This is a genomic window from Bacillus sp. NPDC094064, from assembly GCF_050279585.1.
Classification (GTDB): Bacteria; Bacillota; Bacilli; order Bacillales; family Bacillaceae_G; genus Bacillus_A.
In genome coordinates, this window is sequence record NZ_JBNNUI010000001.1 from 748,946 (window position 1) to 766,931 (window position 17,986).

The window sequence follows — 17,986 nt, forward strand, 5'->3', positions numbered from 1 at the left end:
TCAATATAGAGAGGAGGATATAGAAATGAATCAACTAATAAAACGTTATAACAAGCCCATTCTCATTCGATTTTTTGGTGAATTATTAGTCCGAACGACAGAAGCGATGCTAGCCATCATTTTTATTGTTCACGTTAATAAAGCGTTACATGGAAATATCATCGTAACGATGCTTCTTTTCGGATTACAGCCACTATCTGATATTGTGTTTACATTAATTGCTGGTGGCGTAACAGATAAATACGGCCGAAAGAAAATCATGTTAATCGGGTTACTTTTACAAGCTTTTGCCATAAGTGGATTCGTTTTTGCTGAATCAGTCGTATTTTTCGCCTTACTTTATATCTTAAATGGTATTGGACGCTCCTTATATATTCCAGCACAGCGAGCTCAAATCGCTGACTTAACAAAGAAAGAACAACAGGCTGAAATATTTGCTGTTTTGCAAACGATGGGAGCGATTGGGTCTGTAATCGGCCCATTAATTGGCGCCTTTTTCTATAATAGTCACCCTGAATATTTATTTGTACTGCAAGGTGTAGTCCTTACGCTATATGCCGTACTTGTTTGGACGCAGCTTCCTGAAACAGCGCCACTTATGAAAAACATCAAAACAACGAAAGAAGCATATTCACCAAAACAATTTATTTCAAAACATTATGCTGTATTTGGACTTATGGTTTCGACACTTCCTATTAGTTTTTTCTACGCTCAAACCGAATCGAATTATCGAATATATGCCGAAAGTGTATTTCCAAATTTTCTATTCGTACTTGTATTTATCTCGACTTGTAAAGCTGTTATGGAAGTCATTCTCCAAATCTTTCTTGTAAAATGGTCTGAACGATTTTCAATGTCTAAAATCATTATCATTTCCTATACTTGCTATACATTAGCTGCGCTTGGATACGGTTATTCTACAACTATATGGTCATTATTCTTTACATTACTCTTTTTAGTAATGGGGGAAAGTATTGCTTTAAACCACTTGCTTCGATTCGTTTCACAAATTGCTCCAAGTCATAGACGCGGATTGTATTTTTCGATTTACGGTATACACTGGGATATTTCAAGAACTTGCGGACCGTTTGTAGGAGCACTATTAGTAAGCATATTTAGTGGTAGTACTCTATTTTATATTTGTGCCTTCTTCTTAGTTATTGGTGGAATTATTCAAGCAGTTTTCGTTCAGTCATTAGAGCGAACAAAAGTAAAAGAGCTATCCCTATAGGAACAGCTCTTTCTTTTAACCTGCCATTTTATTCATACTATCCTCCGGTGAGAAAACCGAAATATGATGTACTTTACCAGTTGAATTTGGAATAATGAACTTTAATTCAAATTGGTCGTTTACTTTATAGACATATATTTTATCATTCCCATTTACTTTAACCGATGACGGTTTTCCTAAAGCTTTTTCGATTTCTTGTAACGTAATTAACTTAAGCTCAGCATGGTAAGAACGAACATCAAAAACTTGTGATCCTTTATTAAAGCCGAATGCAACATTTTTATTTGTAAAAGTTGCGTACATTCCGTTCCCCGCTTGCTCTGTTTTATCTGCTTTTCCCCACGCTTTTTCAATTTCCTCGATGTCACCTGTATGTGCTGCGTATGGTACGTTAGGTACTTTCCCTTCTTTTGCTTGCTCAAATAACTCTTTAACATGGTTAATTGATTTTTGATTAAGTGTTGTATTTTTCGAATTCGAATCTGCTGAAGGTTTTGTTGAATCTTGATTTTTTGGTTTTTCCGTTGATTCTTTTTTCGATGCAGTATCCTCATTCTTGTTACCCGTTTCAGGCATATCATTTTCAGATGTTGAATTTGTTTGTTTCTTTTCCTCGGTATTCGCACAAGCAATCAATGTTATTACACATGTTAAAGTTAGAAAAAATTTCAGTACTCTCAAATATACTTTCATACTTTTCTACCTCCTATTCATAAACATTCTATAACATTATTTTTACCTTGCATCGATTTCAAATAAATTGAGATTTTGCTGTTTATACTTTCCTTATATACACCTTCTCTTCTTACCTGCTATATCCTTCTTCTATTGCATGAAATAAAATATGTCACAAAAAGCATATGTAAATGCCAAAAAACAACAGACTTTATACCAAATAAAAAAAACCTGAAGTAAAACAGATTCTTTTCAAAATAATATATGTAGATACCTTATAAAAGTAAAACTAAGAGATAAATGTTAATTTTTTTACATATGTAGTAATTGTACTTTTTACAGTTTCAAAATTATGAGCAAATGTATTATCTCCACTCAGTGTCGTTATACATGTTAAGCCTGCTGCTTTAATAAAGTGTTTTACATCTACAAGCATTGAATTAGCCTCCATACATTTACTTACGCTCATTAGAACAGATGTATTGCCATAGGAATATGGAAGAAATAAACAAGCCATCGTAAGCTCCCCTTGTTTATCCTGCAATCTACATGTCCCATATCCTATAATTAAAAAGCTGTCCTAATTAAGGACAGCTTCAAATATGTATATTACACTTCGATTGATTTACCATCTTCAACGATATGATAAAGTAAATGCGCTAAATGATGAATCGGACCATACTCTTCCTCTTCTTCATCTGTCTCGCCATGGAATTCAAGATCGTTTAAGTATAGTGCTAAAAATTGATAGTATAGTTTTAAATCAAATCCGTAGCAAGCACTAGGCTCTTCATGATCTCCTTCATATTGTAACATTAAGTATTGATCATTTCCTTCTGCATCTTCTGCGTCAAAGAATACAAAGAAGCCAACGTTTGTATCTAAATCAAATAGATGACGAGTACCTTTTTCTGTTGCTTTATTGAAGTCCTCTTCACTTAGTTTATGTACTGTTGTCGCTTTTGCATTATCTTCTTGATGGAAATTTACTGTAAATGTTTTCAATGCTGACACCTCCTGATTGTATAACAGTAGCATAACAGATTAAACAACATAATTCAAAGGGACTGCTTACAAATGCAAGCAGTCCCTTGTATTCATTTTCGCATTGACCGAAATAGAAAACTTACGATGAAAATCAAAATAATTGCACCAATTAAAGCTGGGACAATTGCATATCCACCTATAACAGGTCCAAAATTACCAAATAGCTTCGTACCAAGCCAAGAACCGACAATACCAGCAATAATATTACCAATTACACCACCAGGTACATCCCTTCCAATAAGTAAGCTTGCAAACCATCCTAATATACCACCGACAATTAAAGACCAAATCATATGAAAGCCTCCTTTATATAGAAACAAAAATTATAATCAGAAACAATTGCTTACCATTAGTTATGTTTCATTTCTCATAAGTTATTCGCTCTTCAAAAATCAATCAGATTGTGTATACAAAACTTAAGGACAATCCGGCTTCAATATCGTCTTCATAAACTCTTCTTTAAAAGCCGGATAGTTAAAACCAACCGCAATTTTTTGTACAGGCCTATTATCAAACACCGTCGGCTCAGCTATTTTCCTAAAATCCGCAACACTTTGACCTCTCGTTACATCATTTGTCGTATTTATCCAAATTGCGGATTTTTTATATTCAAAAATATCATCATTTATAAATGAAATGAACGGAAGTAAATCGTGAATCGGACTCCCACCAATACCCGGATACTCTTTTTTATAAAAGTTATCATAGTAAAAATCAAGCATTGGCTTAATTAATTTCGCCTGTCCGGTTCCTTGTTTATCTATAATATCGACCGTTTCAGGTGTAATAAGTGCTTCTTGCGTTACATTTAACGGATATATAGTAGCGTTCTGCGCATACTTCATAACAATATTCGCCGCAATTGGGTCGCCGTAAAAATTCGCCTCAGACACTGGTGTAACATTACCAGGAAATAGGAAAGCGCCTCCCATTATATAATATGAAGAAATACGATTCATTACATTTGGATACAATAAAAATAACGTTGCAAGTGTTGTCAAACGTCCCGTCGCCACAATAACAATCTCTTCTGGACACGGCTCAATTAATGTAATCAACTCACAAAAATTTTCCCTTTTACAAATCCTCATTTCAGGAGGGATTATTGGTCCTAAACCATGATCACCATGGATTTCAGGGAAAAATAAAGGTTCTTCAGCTGTCATAGGCCTACTAGCGCCCTCAATAATTTTCACTTCTGTCGCATAATATCTTTCTAAAAAATATACATTTTCCGTAACAATTTCCCTCGATACATTTCCATACTCTGCAACAATACCTAAAATATCTAATTTACATGTTTTATTCGCATAAATTAAAGTAACAGCATCATCAATACCAAAATCTCCGAAAAAAATTATTTTCTTATTAACTGTCTTCACCCCTCTTCAGCATAATCTACTACCATTATTATGCGAAAAAGACAAGGTGGTGAAACCGCACAAAATAATAAAAGCCGCCTATTTATTGGCGACTTCTATCTTTTTATAAGATAAATATGCTAATACATTTTTACTGGAATCATATTTTGGATTATTTCCTCTTCTCGGTTCTCTCATATGTGTTTTTTCAAAACCAGGAATGTCCGGCATTTTCTCCATAAATTCAAGCATTTCTTCCTCGTTTCCTTCAATACGTACACGAATCATTATTACTATTCCTCAATTCTCATTTTCTCTGTACTAAGTATATCGTACTTCGGAAAGACTGCAACATATTTATTCTGCTATTTGCCGGGTAGCTCGATTGGTGAAGACTAGTAATTAGAAATAAGTGGGCACTCCCTCGTTGACTAAAATTTCACTTTATCTTTTTAACGTTGTACTTTTTTTACATATAAACATTGCCATTTCAGTATAGAACGACTCTACTTTATGATTTTTAAATTGAATATGAAAGTATTCTTTCATTTCATTTGGTGTTTTCATCATACACTCTGTTAACTTTTCACGCTTTTGTACTGGTACGTCCATCATGTCACACCACCAGTCGAAATCAAACTTTTTATCAAAGGTGAAACATGACTGCATTTGCAAACCGCTTTTTTCCAATAACGTAATCCATTCTGTTTTCTTCAAAGCTCGTTCATGACTCGGATCTCGTTTCTTTTCTATAAAATTATAGAAAGTATCAAATTCATTATTTTCTGGTGAGACATTATCTATTAATATAAATAGCCCTTTATCCTGTAACGTACGATTCACCTCAAAAATAAATTGCATTGGATTCGTAAAATGATGTGCTGCAATGCGGCATGTAATTGTATCAAAAGAATGATCTGCAAATGGTAAATCTTCTGCGTTTCCAGCTACAAAAGACACATTTTCATGACCATTTTGTTTTATAAAACCTTTTGCTTTTTCCAACATCGTTTCTGTTAAATCAAGTGCAACTACCTCTTCGAACATAGGTGCTAATATATTTGCAACATGTCCACCACCAGTAGCAATATCAAGAAGACGAGTATTATGGCGAGTTTCAACTTGTTGAACTACATATTGTAAATCCAGTCCTTGTGCATGAATTTTACTTTTCACATACTTTTCTGCATTACTACCAAATTGTTTCTTTACAAGCTCTTCTTTGTTCACTTTATCATCTTCTTTCTATTATTATTCACATATGCGATTCAATTAATTAATAAGTTCTCGTTCATATTATCAATTCCTCTTTTAGACGTATGACATATAATCCTGAGAAGTCAACTACCCCTACCGAGATGACTCCGGCGTGTGCAACAAGCCCCGACAAGTCGAGTACACATAGATGGTTGACACACCCACTAAACTATACGTGAAGCAACAGCCTTACGTTTTTGCACTTCTAATAGAATCGGTGTTTTCACTTTGAGATTTTCATGTAATTCTACAACTCTTGATTTTTGCAATGTATTCAATGCAACATAAATATCAACGTGTATACATGTTCCTGCTTTACTTTGGTACTGCCCACGAGTGATTCGTTTGCCACTATATCGATAATGCGTCCTATTATCCTTAGACCAAACTATTCGCCCTCAAAAAATTATTTTGAACGAAACAAAAGAGTTCAGTCTACCTTCTAACGGCAATTCATCTCCACCTGAATTGTTGGGCTTCACCCGTAATACAAATCAGATGGAGATGAATTGCCGAAAAAGATAAAAAACCCTTAATAATTTATCTATTTAACGATAAATCATTAAAGGGTTACTAAATTTCATTACGTATTATACTTATTTCTTCTACGTTCCATCCTTGTTTGTCCTTGAGCAGTCCCTTCTTTATATTGATCTATTTGCTCTGTCATTTCATACGTTGCAGCTGGTTCTTCGTAATTACGCTCATGGACTCTTTCTGGATTTTTACGTTTAGACGTCTTTCTCCCAAACTTAAATAATTTCATTTTTAATTTTGGTAATCTTGGAAGACGGATCTTAAATGATAGCCTTTTGCGTTTCTTTTTTTGTTGAAATAGATTTGTATTCTCTTTATTATCTTTCTCTTTGCGATGTATTAACATCGCAAGTAACCCTCCTAATATAAGTCCTCCAATTAGAAGTAGTAGGTACACATAATGGCTTGTCATTAAACTTGTCATGCGTTCAAGTATGACTAACGACTGTACTTCTTTTATATCCCATAGTAAAGCAGCCCATAATGAGAATAAGCCCAAAGTAAGTCCATATGTACGAAAACGGAATAAACACGGAATTAACGCGATACAAGCGGCAATTTTTGCGTTCGAAATGATTGAACTTGTTGATATATCCTGATTCCAAATGACTAACAGTAGTGTTATAAATGGTGCATACGCTATCCAGCTACATATACGTGAATATATCTTTTTCGCAAAATAACTACCGAAACTAGTAAAAAATAATAGTCCTCCAATATATAAAGATTGTTCTAGCGGGATTTGCTTTATAATTCCTGCAATTGGAAAGAGGCCGCTCAGTAGCATTAATAGAACATCTAATTTCTTCACAATTCCCCATTCCTTTCAATTTTTTAAATTAGTAAAACTCGTTTTTTCATATGATATAGTTTTTATATTTCTAAAAAACATCTTAATCCTGTATGTTCATAAAGTAAATACTTAAAAGAAGCGATACATGACAAAGGATAGCATTATTTACATGAAAAAATGACAAATCCTGATCGGTATATAACGAACAGGATTTGTTAACGTTATTTATAGTAGAATCATGGAATCTTTCTTTTCTATTTTTATTATATCTACATCTAATTCATCTTCAAACTCTTTAAACTCTCTTGCATCTATATCTGTAACGTAACTTTTGATCACTTTAACCATATGTCCGGAATATGTCATATGTACATTCTTTTCCAAGAGCATACTAGAATTACAACACATGTAATGTATCATTTTAGCAATGTAATCCCTTTCTATAGGTTTTACACCTAACGGTAAAATTTCAAGTATATGCCGCTGCAATATTTCACGACCATTTAATGCATATTCACCAGTGCTATAATACATACCTTTTTGATCTGCATATAAACCTGTGCCATCCGTAACATCATCATGTTCTATCACACCATAGCTTGGTACATCAAAAGCTGTATTTATTCTTATGACATTTAAGTTTGGAACCTTTTGCATAGCTGGAACAATCTCAGGTAAAATATTTATGTCAATTTTTTCATTTTGCAACTCTTTTATCCAATATTTTCTCATATCCGCATCTACAATGAAATACACTTGTTCATTTCGCTCTTTCGCATGTTGTAAAATTTCCATTAATGTATCGGAAACAAATTGTTTAAAAAGAGCCCCCATATCATTTCTTTTTGATGGTTGCGGCAAAAATGCATTATGTTTATTTATATTTAATAATAACTGGTCAATCATTTGCCACTCTTTATTCCCATATAATTTATATAAAATTTCCCTACCTTGTATTTTCGAAAAAATAGGCAAGAAATCAACTTTCGAAATTCGTTCAATTGATAAATTGACATATGTACAAGGTAAATGTATTTTATTCCAACTACGCTTCAAAAACCCTTTTTGTTCTAATAAACTAAAAATACAATCTACAATTGTTTTACGAGAAACACTTTTACCTATAAATAAATTAATAAATGATGAAATACGATTTGTTCGTGCAAATCCTTCTCGAACAATTTGTTTTGGATCAACTTTCTCTCGCCCATCACAATTTTTCATTGCGATTAATGCTAATGTCGCATCACACCGCTCTCCTGCAGTTTCATAAACCGCTTTCGTAACATCATCTACAAGGTTTGTCTTATACTTCTGGCAATACTGCATTTTATATGGATTTTGCAACACCTTTTCAATATTAAATCTCACTACCTTTAACAATACTGGTGAATCTGTATTTAATACATAAGATGACTCACCAATTGTAGCTAAAACAAGTTCACTATCCATTAATGCTTGTTCTATTTCCATCGATATATTTTCAGACCAAACTTCTAACGTTAAAGTCTCTAATCCTTTTGGGGCAATTAAAGGAAATAATTCATCTTCATTATTTGTTACTATCTTTTTACATTCTGGGAGTAATGTGAAATAAGTAAACTTCTGCTGAAATTCTTTAAATAAATACTTCCTATCCTCTACTTTTATACCACACTTTATTTTAGTGCCTTGCACTTTATATATTCTCTCATTATATGGAAGTAGTACCTTAATATTTGTTCCCATAATATAGTCTTTCGGATATTCGAGAATATGGTCTAATTCTACTTCTCCACCTATATGAAAATCATCTTTTAAATTTCTAAATATCTTAATCCATTTCATACCGTTTGTCGCTTGCTGTACTTTCAGTTTTACAAACCTCAACTTTTTATTATTTAATGCAGAATCTGGGGTAGAAATCAATATCATTCCCCGTTTTCGTCTCAAAAGCAAAGGAATATCTGGATGATTATATTCTTGATAGAATCTTCGAATACCTACTGAAACATTTAATAAAGGGGTATTCTCTCCTGCACGAGTTATACATTCAAACCTATATACATAGGCAAAAAAATCTTGTGTTTTTTCATCTTTAATCGGTTCTGACATTGCCTCACAAATATTTTGTGATCGTAGTGGCGAAAAATAGATCTCTTCTTCAATTTTATCTTCCATTTGTACAGGTCGTTCACAAAAAATATGTGAAATTAAAGCGGGTACCCACTTAGCATACGTTTCATTATCATGTAAAATTGCCAAATTAGAAATTAAATCGTTATGCCATTCATATTTTGGTGGTTCTATTAATTTGTTCGGTTTCCAATCATGAATGACTTCATACCAGCATTGGAAAATATAATCGAGTTGTTCTTGTCTAATCGGTTTTTTTGATATAATCCATGGTGTATCTTCATTTAATACATACGGATTATGCTGAATAAACAATATATCAGAAAACATATCGTACAATCTTTCATTCAAACGTTTCAACTTACTCGTTAATAAAAACGTCTTATAATGTATTTCTACAATGTCCAGCCATTCAATAGGAAAATATATAAATGATACACTTTCGTTTAAAAGAGGTTCTACTATATTTTCAAATGTTAATAACGATAATTTTTCCATGTAATGATTACTTCCTTTCTTCATTTGTCTTGATCATCCAAAAAACTAGAAGAAGCCGTTGCTTAATCTAAACAATTTAAACCGAGTATTTTTTAAAAACATTTTATTTGTATAATACATTATTAAAACAACCTTTTTAAAAGTTTAAAGTAATTATCATTTACATCCCCCTCTCGGAATCATTGTAATTACACATTATGATTATACAATATACAAGTGTATTACATTTAATATTTACAATATTTTTACAAAAAACCAAAAAATAGCATAGTTATATAAATTCTATACCTAATAGAAAGCACCCTATCATTTAAGCATATAACGATTCCCGACTTCATCTTTTACAGGTCCAAACGATTCCATAACTTGTACATCTTTCTGGCCAAAGGTTACGTAATATCCGCAAAAGGAAGCTTATCTTTGCCGTAGCTTAATTATTAACCCATAAGCTTGCCGTGAATGCTAGTGGTTTGTAATAAATTTTGATCAAAAGCATGTTACAAAAATTGATTTTTCAACAGAAGAAACCCAAGGATTTTGATCAAAATCCTTGGGTTATTTGTTGCTAGTGAATAATTTTTCATAAAAAAGTTTAATCATTTTTCTACCTGTGTTTGCTCAACAATCGTTCCCGATTGTTGAAGATCATTGCTTAAATCTTATTCAAGACAAGCACCCGTTCGCTGAATATGGAATATCGTTTAACAAATCATAGGATATTGTGAATCTAACCTTTTAGAAGGTTTAAAAAGACCGTTCTAAACTCTAGAAGCGGTCTTTCCTTATATATTCAAATATTAACTACTGCTCTCGTTACTACTTTACTCATGAGGTTGATGATGATGATGGCTGTTCTCTTCCCGGTTACACCGGTAAGCTAGTGTTGCGGGATTCGTATTGCCAAACGTCAGGTACCACGGCACTCCCAATGGTCCGCCCTTTTTATAAGGGGGGACCACCTCCTTGAACTTCTTGCTATGGACATTATAACGCCGTACTGAACCGGTAAATTCGCCTGTAGGGGCCCCCGTAGCATTGTCAAACGGGCCCGTAATAGGGACAAACAATTTTCCATTCGGTCCAAAAAGGAGTGCCTGTGCGAAAGCACGTGGTTTTCCCGGGGCATAGAGGTCAATCTTGTCGATAAACTCGCCAGTATCACCATCGAAGATCAGAATTTTGTCGGTGTCATTAGGGTCATCAAGTTTTTTGAAACTAGTGACGTAGAGGTTGCCGTCAGGACCGAAGACTAAACCTTCGGGACGATGGAGTTTGTTCTTGTTATCACTCACAATAAACACATCGAATCCCCCTGATTTCAGGTTGAAGCGCAGCACCCAACCTTTATTCGAATCTAAAAAGTCAATGACGGAGACATACAGCAAGCCGTCAGGACCGAAGACCAATCCGCGGGGGTGGAATGGGTTGAAGCAGGGGTGGTCGACATTGCCTAGAAACATCCCAGTGGAACCATTGTACATCCGCACTTCTCCAGGCACTTCTATGCCCGTGTTGAAGTCGAAGTCACCCAAATCCGCCACAAACAGGACATTATGTTTGGAGAGTAAGATACCACGCGGTGCCAACGGAGCGCCTGGTTCGGCTGAACGGACGAGTTCGCCCAGGAACGCCCCGGTTTGCCCATTTAACTTCAATACGTCGCCATTCTCGGGTTGCCCGACGTTCTGGTTAGTGACAAGGAGATTGCCCACATGGTTAAAGATAAGTCCCCGGGGACCATGCAAGTTTCCACTATTTGGTGCGACAAAAGTGCCAAGGAACTTCCCTGTTTTCGGGTCGAAAGTCTTCACAGTGTCGTCGAAGCTATCACCAATGTAGAGAAAGTCGCACTGGAAGCACCTGTCCTGATCTTTTTGATTATGCATTTTATCACCCTTTTAAAAACATATTTTAAATAAAAAACTAGCTTTTACCTAAATTAATATATGCTTACGGAGATTTTTTCGTATAGGACATGCAGCTGATAATATAGCATATTTTTAAAGTAACCTGCCACGTTTAGTTTAAGTAAAACGTTTCACAAATGATCTTTAATCAGGATTCTTACTCTTTCTGTTTCCTCCACAATCTGGCCCTTTAGTGGAGGAACTTTATTGCTACTCAACAGTTCCTTAAAATGAAATTTTTATATTAATCTAAATTACACATTTAATTGAATAGTAATTCATCAGACACGAATCATTTCTTATAAGGACGCACTGCGCTTGCTCCCTTAATTAAATACTTAAATTTATCCTCCCGTATATTTTTATAAATTGTATACAGTTCCATATGGAACCGTTGCAAAAGAAATTCCGTATGGCGTAATATAATGCATTGGGTAATAATATTCCGTAGATGAATAGTACGGCTGTATACCTTGTTGCATTTGCTGCTGTGCTTGTAACGCTTGTTGAACAGCCTGAATTGTACTTTGTGCTCCGCTATACGTAATACCCGCCGTACCATACGGACGCATTCTAGCTCTGGTATCAAAATATGAATAAAACATTATTATTCAACTCACTTCCATATAAGTTATTACAAAGTATGTTATGATTCTTAATTTCAGTGAGTGTTAAAAACTGGCCCACTAGCCTTTATTCAAATAGTGTTTTTATTATAGCCTTTTTAACTTGTCTTTTCCTTTAATCTTTACTTTCCAACACAAAATTTTAATTGATAGTACTTCCGCTTTTCTATCATTAGGAGCATAAATTTTATCTCCTACTTTCAAATCACCATCTTGTATCATTAACTCAAAATCATAGATCAATTTTCCCATTTAGTTCTCTTCCTTCTAAAATAAAGATTTTGCATTAAATCCACACAAACCTAAGAAGCATACATACGATAACATTTGGTATTCTTTTTCAATATTAATTTTGGTCAGAGAGCGCATTGGAAATCACTCTTTTATGTTTAAATAAGAATTCTGTTCTGTTTTTTTATTTACGTTGTTTTCGTAAGAATTGTTGCTATCTTGACCATACTGATAAAAGGTTGACTTTCAACTAGTAAATTGGATTTAAAGGAGGGTTAATATGAAAGATGAATTAAGTATAAATATCTATTTAGATGAAACTGATACTCCGTTTTCAAGATATTATAGCTCAGATAATGTTCACCTAAGCTCTGACCTTGAAGATTTTATTTTGTCAAAGCTGCACAGTGGCAAAAGAAAAGAAGTAGAAATATTTTTTTCAGGTCAGAATGATTTTGACGAAAAGTCATTGAAGACTGCAACATTTAACACTTTTTCTAACCTCTTGAACGAAGAGGAATATACATATGCGAGAAATGTCAAAAAGGCTATTGTTTTGTTTGTGCTTGGTATTATTGTTGGGTTAATATTCTTGAAACTTTCAAGCACTCATGCCTATGTTGCAGGAGTATTAAGCATTGTCTGTTGGGTTTTTATTTGGGCAGGTACAGAGGTTTATTTTTTTGAAAATCAGCAAATCAAGCGAAATATCAGAAAATGCAACAATATTCTAAATGGCAATGTGCACAAAAAATAGAATTTTAGTAAATATTTATATTTATAAAGCTGATTTTCGGATTCTACCTTGTGCATTTATTTAGGTTATTGTTTGAATTTAGAAATTGTGTTGAAGATTAATATCGCCATACGAAGAAAGCTTTCATAAATACTTAAGACCTGGATTTGATCTAAGGTCTTATTTTCATCGCAAAAAAAAAACAATCTACACGAAAAGGGCTTTTATTTAAAACATATAAATATGCGGCAAGTAATTATCTTGATCATTACGCACGCCCGATCATGTCACCTATACAAAGTGCTCTTTTTTTGTTTGTATAATTAATTAATGCTTGTTTAAACTACAAATAGTTAGTCCTTTCCAAACACTAGCTTGCTTCCATTGTTGTTTCAATTTCCCTACATAAGAAGGGCTACGATCATCGATTATGAGCGCATAGATACGTTATCCACACATTATTTTTTTCAAAGAACTGTATAGGTATAGCGTATATTGATTCTATTTTGAGAAATCCCCGGAAACGTCCCCTTTTTCTCGAAAAAAAGACCTGCATGCATGCAGGTCAAATATAAATTAGGGAATGTCCTTAGAAAAAATTACTGATGAAATTTCATATCACTTATGCTTTTGGAGACGGAAATCTTGCAGCTTCAAAATGCGTACTGTTTTCTACATTAGAAATAACTCCAGCTGCGCTACTTTGTGCAAAAATCTCGACTAAATCCCCTGCATTCAATTGAATGATTGATGAAACAGCAACGACATTGGCAAAGTTTATTGGACCAAAAAAGTCATTATCTATTGCAATTGCTGGATTTCCATTAACACGAATTTCTACCCGCGCTCTATAATTTACGTTTATGTTATTCGGAATAAAAGCAATCGTTCCAATAACAGAATAAACGCCTCTTGTCTTTGGAATAAAAATTGATGTAGCTGGATTATACTCATTCGCTAAATCAAATTGTTCATTTTGGAATAATACTTTAACAAAAGTATCAGCTGGAACATTTTGGCTTCCTGTTTTTATAGCTCTAAAAGCAGACGCCCTTACAAGCTTCTCCCCTTTATCATCACAACAATCCACTTTCACATGAACCCAAGGGTTTTCCTCATGCTTTTTATCACATTTTTCATAATATCCATCATATTTGTCATAACACTTACTACTTTTTTGACAATCATGATATTTCTTTTTGTAACTCTTACAATTTTCACCATAAGAATAGGACATACTAACATCTCCTTTCAAATTTATTACTATATATTATGTAAGATAGATTTAAAAAGTTTGGACGAGCTTTTACTATTTTTAATAGAATTAAAAAAATCCCACCATTTTGTGGGGAAGGAAACAATAAAATGTATAAATGTTAATAACCGTAATTCCCCCATATAATTCTTACTTCCTTTTCTCATTTCTCTTGATCATCAAAAAACTATAAAAAAAGGTATTGTCTATACCTATGTATAGCAATACCTCTACTCTTTATCCAATTACATCTTTTACGTCTGTATCCACTGGCCACTTTTCTAAAGTATAAGCCATTTCCCAAAATGAATATTCATATTGACTACTAATAATAAAATGCTGTTTCATACGGTTACGATCTGCCTCTGTTACTGTCTCAGCTATAGCATCTAACCGAGCGATCTGTTCCTCAACTAACGTACGGAACCAATCAGATCCATAAGCAGAAATCCATTCTTGATAAATTGGCTCTTCAGGTTGACACACTTTTAAACGTTCACCAATTTCATAATATAACCAGTAGCAAGGTAAAATTGCTGCAATAATATCCCCTAAATGTCCTTCGTACGCAGCTCGATACATATGTGAAGTATACGCATATGCGGTTGGCGCAGGGATAAAATGATCTTTTTCTTCTTTTGTAATCCCTAGCTTTTTGGCAAAATTCTCATGTAATGATAATTCCGCCTCATACGTATTTTGAGCATGGTGCGCCATACGGGCAGTTATTTCTAATTCAAGAGCTTTTGCAGCTCCTAACGCTTGTACTCTAGCAAAATGACTCAAATAATATGAATCTTGAAGCACATAATAGCGAAAACTAGCTAAATCTAACGTTCCCTCTCCAAGTTTTTTTACAAAAGGATGATTAAAACTAGCTTCCCAAATTGAATCTACTTCTTTACGTAATGATTGTGAAAAAGTCATTTAAATCCCTCCAATAATTTATAAAACATACGTATTTACCCACAATTATTAAATCTATAAAACAAAAAAACTTTCTTTACAGGCGTAAAGAAAGTGAAATTGACAGTATTTATTCATTAAATAGCAACGTCTTTCCCACTTCCCTACGCTGGCATTAACCAGATCAGGTACTAAGAGTCTCAAAATCCCATTTGATCTCAGCCTATAAAAGGCCCCCCTAGTGGATAAATATTTAGTTATCGTATTGTAATTATCATAGCATACTTCGTGGAACTATCAAAAGTTTTAATTGCGCAATTATCTTAAAAACCTTCTTCTTTCCTCACTTTTAATGAAGTTTCAATTATCATATCTAATAGTTTACTATAATTAATCCCCGCAGCATCTGCACTTTTTGGCAGTAAACTTGATTGTGTCATCCCTGGTAACGTATTAATCTCCATTACATATGGAATTCCGTCCTTCACCATCATATCAACTCTTGCATAAACACTACATTTTAATGCTTTATAACAAGCCAGTGACGCCTTATTTACACGTTCCTTAATTTCAGCTGGAAGTTCGATCACCTCTTCAATTGTACTAGCATCATCATATTTTGCATTGTAATCAAAGAATTCAGCTGCATGTCGAATCGAGATGATAGGTAACTGTTTTCCATCAAAAATGGAACATGTAATCTCTTCACCCTTTATATACTTCTCAATTACTACTTCTGAATCCCATTCAAATACAGTTTCCAGCATTGAAATCAATTCATTTTTATTATAGACGATTTTCACTCCAACACTCGAACCACCAGAGTTAGGTTTTACCACTAACGGAAATCCTAACTTCTCTAACTCTTCAAGGTTTAGATCCTCCATTTTTGTAAGTTCAATCCAATCGGGTGTTTCTACTCCTTCATAACGTAAAATCTTTTTTGAAAGATTTTTGTCCATACATATACCGCTAGATAACATATTGCTACCGCTATAAGGAATACCTAAACTCTCAAGCGTCCCTTGAACCGTACCATCTTCTCCGTATTTTCCGTGTAATGCTAACAATGCAAAATCAATGTCTTTCGCTTTTTCAATTAAATCCATTTTTTCATTTAACGTAATTGGAACGATTTCATACTTACTTTTATCTAAATGTGCAATCATTTCATTTCCAGTCATAATTGATACTTGTTTTTCAGAGGATACTCCTCCCATAATAACGCCAATTCTCATCTTCTCAACTCCAAGTTTCATTTTTTAATGTATCACCAATTATTTGAATCCCGCTAACTATTTCCTTTTCTTTCAAACGTGAAAATCCTAATCGGAAAGTGTTCGCTCCTCCTCCGTCAGAATAAAAAACATCTCCTGGAGAAAACGTAACTCCTTTCTCAAAACACTTTTGTAAAAGTTTTCGGGCATTAATATGCTCTTCTAGTTCTATAAATAAATGAAGTCCACCGTCTCCAGTCATTCTTTTAAACGGAATGTACTGATTGCACGCTCCAACAGCTAACTCATATTTTTTCTTATAAACAGACCTTGCCTTTTTTAAATATTTTTCAAAATATCCTTCATGTAAATATTGAAATAAAACAGCTTGATCTAACGTAGATGTGTGAATCGTTCTCGCTCTTTTTACACTTTCTAAATAATGAATTAGCTCTTTATCTGCGATAATCCAGCCTACACGTAACCCGGGAAAAAGTACCTTTGAAAAGCTACTAATATAAATGACATTATTACCAGCTCCAGCAAAAGTTAATAACGGTGCTAAATGTGAACCTGAATAACGCAATTCTTCATTAAACCCATCTTCTATAATAGGAATCTTATATTTTGAAAATAGTCTCATTAGTTCCGTTCTTTTCTCTGAACTCGTAACTATACCGGTTGGATTATGATAAGAAGGAATTAAATACGCAAAATCAAAATCCATTTCACGTAAACTTTTTTCTACTTCGTGCGTATCAATACCATCATCATTCATATCAATCCCATGAACTTCAAGTCCATGCAAGCGAAAAAGCTTCAGTGCAGCATGGTGAGTTGGATTCTCACAAATAACACGCCCTGATTTCTTTGATAAAGAAGAGAGTACAATATCTAATCCTTCTGTAAATCCATTTGTAATTAAAATATCTTTGTTCGAAATATCTACACCTTTCATTTCCATATAATGAAGTAGATAATTCATTAAAGGTCGATAACCTTTTGCATATCCGTAATTCAATACGATATCCCCTTCAATGGACATACGAGTAAGAAAAGCTCTTTTGAAATTTTCAACATCAAATAGCTTTTCATCTGGTGCTATACTATTAAAAACAATCATTCCTTTTTCCCAGCGAACTCCATGTTTCATTAAATCTAATTCATCCGCTAATGCGGTAACTGTATTAAGTTTATTTTTCCAATCTATTTCAACAGACGAAGTGTTAGAAATATCCACCTTCGCAACAAAGTTCCCTTTTCCTTTAACTGCATAAATGAGCCCTTCTTGTTCTAAATCCGCATAAGCAGAGAGTACTGTATTTCTGCTCACTGATAATAATTCACTCAGTTCCCTTGTTGATGGGATTTTTTGGTTCCCTAACAAATGCCCTTTCATAATCATCTTTTTCAAATAATCCTTTAATTGAATATAAACGGGACGATCTTTTACAACTTTAAAATCCTTAAACAATTCCTTACCCCCTGCAATTATTTTTGCATATTTATTTCATTCTCAAAAGGTCCACTACATATGTATTTTCTATAATGGGCGGTACGGTCTTATAAAGTGAAACTTTAATTAGTGGAGGAT

Annotated in this window: 18 protein-coding genes, 1 pseudogene and 1 riboswitch; of the genes and pseudogenes, 2 read left to right on the forward strand and 17 right to left on the reverse strand. The window is 33.8% G+C overall.

The window, feature by feature from the left end:
- Nucleotides 1-25 precede the first annotated feature (25 nt).
- Nucleotides 26-1,231: an MDR family MFS transporter gene (locus ACQKNI_RS04060; protein ID WP_088229189.1), complete on the forward strand. Its 1,206-nt coding sequence runs from the start codon at nucleotides 26-28 to the stop codon at nucleotides 1,229-1,231.
- 15 nt (nucleotides 1,232-1,246) lie between these two features.
- On the opposite strand, the gene ACQKNI_RS04065 is transcribed toward ACQKNI_RS04060, so the two are convergent.
- The 13 genes and pseudogenes from ACQKNI_RS04065 to ACQKNI_RS04125 all read right to left on the reverse strand — a co-directional run bounded on the left by ACQKNI_RS04065 (nucleotide 1,247) and on the right by ACQKNI_RS04125 (nucleotide 12,299).
- Nucleotides 1,247-1,924: a YjgB family protein gene (locus ACQKNI_RS04065; RefSeq protein WP_088229188.1), complete on the reverse strand. Its 678-nt coding sequence runs from the start codon at nucleotides 1,922-1,924 to the stop codon at nucleotides 1,247-1,249.
- A 271-nt stretch (nucleotides 1,925-2,195) separates the two neighbouring features.
- Nucleotides 2,196-2,342: a chorismate mutase gene (locus ACQKNI_RS04070; protein ID WP_088229916.1), complete on the reverse strand. Its 147-nt coding sequence runs from the start codon at nucleotides 2,340-2,342 to the stop codon at nucleotides 2,196-2,198.
- A 173-nt stretch (nucleotides 2,343-2,515) separates the two neighbouring features.
- Complete coding sequence (locus ACQKNI_RS04075; protein ID WP_000847585.1) at nucleotides 2,516-2,911, reverse strand: hypothetical protein; 396 nt, start codon at nucleotides 2,909-2,911, stop codon at nucleotides 2,516-2,518.
- A 92-nt stretch (nucleotides 2,912-3,003) separates the two neighbouring features.
- Nucleotides 3,004-3,246: a GlsB/YeaQ/YmgE family stress response membrane protein gene (locus ACQKNI_RS04080; protein WP_088229187.1), complete on the reverse strand. Its 243-nt coding sequence runs from the start codon at nucleotides 3,244-3,246 to the stop codon at nucleotides 3,004-3,006.
- Nucleotides 3,247-3,369: 123 nt separating this feature from the next.
- Nucleotides 3,370-4,335 carry a nucleoside hydrolase gene (locus tag ACQKNI_RS04085; protein ID WP_427282204.1) on the reverse strand — a complete coding sequence of 322 codons (966 nt, stop codon included), beginning with the start codon at nucleotides 4,333-4,335 and terminating at the stop codon, nucleotides 3,370-3,372.
- Between the two features lie 78 nt (nucleotides 4,336-4,413).
- Entirely contained in the window at nucleotides 4,414-4,602 is a 189-nt protein-coding gene (locus tag ACQKNI_RS04090) for a DUF3970 family protein (RefSeq protein ID WP_098840947.1), read from the reverse strand.
- A gap of 156 nt (nucleotides 4,603-4,758) precedes the next feature.
- Nucleotides 4,759-5,544, reverse strand: a complete 786-nt coding sequence (locus tag ACQKNI_RS04095; protein WP_098840946.1) for a class I SAM-dependent methyltransferase — start codon at nucleotides 5,542-5,544, stop codon at nucleotides 4,759-4,761.
- A gap of 191 nt (nucleotides 5,545-5,735) precedes the next feature.
- Nucleotides 5,736-5,960 (reverse strand): annotated as a pseudogene (locus tag ACQKNI_RS04100) (RNA-guided endonuclease TnpB family protein); the annotation flags it as partial.
- A gap of 194 nt (nucleotides 5,961-6,154) precedes the next feature.
- Nucleotides 6,155-6,919 (reverse strand): DUF3959 family protein, encoded by a 765-nt coding sequence (locus ACQKNI_RS04105; protein WP_088229184.1) that lies wholly within the window; start codon nucleotides 6,917-6,919, stop codon nucleotides 6,155-6,157.
- 207 nt (nucleotides 6,920-7,126) lie between these two features.
- The gene (locus ACQKNI_RS04110; protein ID WP_088229183.1) at nucleotides 7,127-9,514 is read right to left on the reverse strand and encodes an RNaseH domain-containing protein; all 2,388 of its coding nucleotides are present in this window, start codon (nucleotides 9,512-9,514) and stop codon (nucleotides 7,127-7,129) included.
- Between the two features lie 821 nt (nucleotides 9,515-10,335).
- Nucleotides 10,336-11,400, reverse strand: a complete 1,065-nt coding sequence (locus tag ACQKNI_RS04115) for a hypothetical protein (RefSeq protein WP_088229182.1) — start codon at nucleotides 11,398-11,400, stop codon at nucleotides 10,336-10,338.
- Between the two features lie 383 nt (nucleotides 11,401-11,783).
- Nucleotides 11,784-12,026, reverse strand: coding sequence for a DUF3947 family protein (locus ACQKNI_RS04120; RefSeq protein WP_088229181.1), 243 nt, complete (start codon nucleotides 12,024-12,026; stop codon nucleotides 11,784-11,786).
- Nucleotides 12,027-12,134: 108 nt separating this feature from the next.
- On the reverse strand, nucleotides 12,135-12,299 hold the full coding sequence (locus tag ACQKNI_RS04125) for a hypothetical protein (RefSeq protein ID WP_170933737.1): 165 nt from the start codon (nucleotides 12,297-12,299) through the stop codon (nucleotides 12,135-12,137).
- Nucleotides 12,300-12,558: 259 nt separating this feature from the next.
- Here ACQKNI_RS04125 and ACQKNI_RS04130 point away from each other — a divergent pair, with 259 nt between their 5' ends.
- Nucleotides 12,559-13,035, forward strand: a complete 477-nt coding sequence (locus ACQKNI_RS04130; protein ID WP_098252140.1) for a hypothetical protein — start codon at nucleotides 12,559-12,561, stop codon at nucleotides 13,033-13,035.
- Between the two features lie 601 nt (nucleotides 13,036-13,636).
- On the opposite strand, the gene ACQKNI_RS04135 is transcribed toward ACQKNI_RS04130, so the two are convergent.
- From ACQKNI_RS04135 to ACQKNI_RS04150, 4 genes are all read right to left on the reverse strand, one after another.
- Nucleotides 13,637-14,251 (reverse strand): ABC transporter permease, encoded by a 615-nt coding sequence (locus ACQKNI_RS04135; protein WP_088229179.1) that lies wholly within the window; start codon nucleotides 14,249-14,251, stop codon nucleotides 13,637-13,639.
- Nucleotides 14,252-14,506: 255 nt separating this feature from the next.
- Nucleotides 14,507-15,196 carry a thiaminase II gene (gene tenA / locus ACQKNI_RS04140; protein ID WP_088229178.1) on the reverse strand — a complete coding sequence of 230 codons (690 nt, stop codon included), beginning with the start codon at nucleotides 15,194-15,196 and terminating at the stop codon, nucleotides 14,507-14,509.
- Between the two features lie 123 nt (nucleotides 15,197-15,319).
- Nucleotides 15,320-15,425, reverse strand: a riboswitch (TPP riboswitch).
- Nucleotides 15,426-15,498: 73 nt separating this feature from the next.
- A complete protein-coding gene (ddlB, locus tag ACQKNI_RS04145; RefSeq protein ID WP_088229915.1) occupies nucleotides 15,499-16,413 on the reverse strand; it encodes a D-alanine--D-alanine ligase in 915 nt (304 codons plus the stop codon).
- 4 nt (nucleotides 16,414-16,417) lie between these two features.
- Nucleotides 16,418-17,866: a PLP-dependent aminotransferase family protein gene (locus ACQKNI_RS04150; RefSeq protein WP_088229177.1), complete on the reverse strand. Its 1,449-nt coding sequence runs from the start codon at nucleotides 17,864-17,866 to the stop codon at nucleotides 16,418-16,420.
- Nucleotides 17,867-17,986: the final 120 nt, after the last annotated feature.